This window comes from Enterobacter sichuanensis, assembly GCF_002939185.1.
Taxonomy (GTDB): Bacteria; Pseudomonadota; Gammaproteobacteria; order Enterobacterales; family Enterobacteriaceae; genus Enterobacter; species Enterobacter sichuanensis.
On record NZ_POVL01000133.1, the window covers coordinates 1 to 2,027 of the forward strand.

4 protein-coding genes are annotated in these 2,027 nt (G+C 38.9%); all 4 read left to right on the top strand.

Annotation, left to right across the window (positions count from 1 at the left end; translation table 11 throughout):
• The coding region (locus tag C5687_RS24045) for an ADP-ribosylglycohydrolase family protein (protein WP_146086312.1) at positions 1–211 on the top strand (211 nt) is incomplete at its 5' end.
• A 137-nt stretch (positions 212–348) separates the two neighbouring features.
• Positions 349–702: an immunity protein Tsi6 family protein gene (locus C5687_RS24050; RefSeq protein WP_047958896.1), complete on the top strand. Its 354-nt coding sequence runs from the start codon at positions 349–351 to the stop codon at positions 700–702.
• A 116-nt stretch (positions 703–818) separates the two neighbouring features.
• Complete coding sequence (locus tag C5687_RS24055; protein WP_047958895.1) at positions 819–1,199, top strand: immunity protein Tsi6 family protein; 381 nt, start codon at positions 819–821, stop codon at positions 1,197–1,199.
• 393 nt (positions 1,200–1,592) lie between these two features.
• The coding region (locus tag C5687_RS25185) for an ADP-ribosylglycohydrolase family protein (protein WP_238380519.1) at positions 1,593–2,027 on the top strand (435 nt) is incomplete at its 3' end.

Sequence of the window (2,027 nt, forward strand, 5' to 3'; positions counted from 1 at the left end):
TACGGATAATTTCCGTGATGCCATTCTACTGGCAGCTAACCTTGCCGATGATGCTGACAGCGTTGCAGCGACGGCGGGACAAATCGCGGGAGCATTATATGGTTACTCCGGTATTCCGCAGGAGTGGAAAAACAGACTCGTACAGCACGAACGTATCGCCAAAATGGCAGGTGAACTGTTCGATAGAGCTCCTGAGGATAATTTCTTATAATTATATTAGCCATCTGGCACGGGTATTGTACCGTGCCTTTTTCTTAGTCTGTACCTAATGGTTTGTTAGTTAAAAGCATCCCTACGTGATAAAAATTGGAAAATACAGATTCTTCGACAAGAGAAGATGTGGTGACCATGGTTGTGGATAAAGAAAATTACACCGCGCTGGATTATATCAATGATGCTATTGATGCAATCAATCATCGATTGGAACAAAATCCTACATTTTCTTTATATATTATGGCAAAGAATCAGTTGGATTATATAAGATCCATTCTAACTGGTGCTGAAAAGGATAAAAGTAAATTACACACATTGAATCTTGGAGTGCTTGCGTCCAAAGAGTTTGATACTACCGATGCCGAGCTTGCTCAGCATTTGTCCAATGCTAATTATATAGCTTCTCAGATGGGGCAAGGATTGAAAGTTATTCTCCCCCATGAGCAAGACGTAGAGTACTTGAAAAGGCAAAAGAGATATCGCAAGTGATGAGTAACTTTTGATTAAAGTTTTAAATGTAATCATCCTGGTTAGAGTTACCACGGAAAAATGGGGACATAACTTGCTATCATGTGTAATATTTTAAGACAATTCGATTCACTGCAATGAATGAAATAACAATCTTTGGTTATGTTGAAAGAGCATTGGTTATAGCACAAAAGAGATATGCTGAGGTCAAAAATCTTAACCCTCATAACCCGCTTTTACAAATGTACGACTCTATTGTACAACAATTATTATTTTTACGGGATTTAATAGAAGGTAAGGAAAAGGATAAGGCAAAATTATGGAAAATGACGTTCGGTATGTATGCAGTGAAGGAGTTTGAAAATTCTGATGAGTTGTTTTTTGAAAGGTTGTCGGATGCTTGGTTTATTGTGGATCAAATCCGCCGAGGATTAAAGGTTAGGTTGCCGCATGAGGTTGACGCCAATTACATAACAAAGCAACAAAAGCTCAATAAGAAATATCCTGATGAGTTTTAGTGCTGGGTGTTAAATATTTTTATTATGGGTGAATGGTGATTGATTTACATGCTAATTTGAATGTATTGTTAAAATATGTAGATAGATATCGTAAGTACTTACCTATTAGCAGTCCTTCAGTCCAGCGGAGGATGCAGTATGAATATAATGATAAACCATTAGCATCATCTTTTGATTGCGATGCACAACAAAAATGGGATTTAACACCATTATGTAACATCTCGCTTGAGGAATCACGGGATCGCGCGATAGGTGCGCTTATTGGTCTTGCGGTCGGGGATGCTGTAGGCACCACACTCGAATTTCTACCCCGTGACAGAGCACACGTTAAGGATATGACAGGGGGGTGGGCCATTTCGACTGCGCGCAGGCGAATGGACGGATGATACTTCCATGGCATTATACCTTGCGGAAACTCTTCTTGAGAAAGGTGATGCTGATACTATATTCTTTAGGAATAAACTTCTGGCATGGTATCAGCATGGTTATAACAGTTCAAATGGTGTCTGTTTTGATATAGGGAATACAACTCGATTTGCTTTAGAACAATATTTGGCTATTGGTTCTGGCTGGAGCGGTAATACTTCACCAGAAACTGCAGGTAATGCATCCATTATCAGGCAAGCACCTGTCTCTATTTTTTTTAGAAAGTCATTAAGCAAATCATTTTATGAATCCAAAAAACAAAGTATTGCTACACATGGTGCATCGGAAGCAATAAATAGCACACAGTATTTAAACTATTTACTTGTATATGTGATTAATGGGAGCAACAAAGAATTTGTTTTCGCTCCACATATTATGCCGCTCCAGCCGCGTGTAATGATT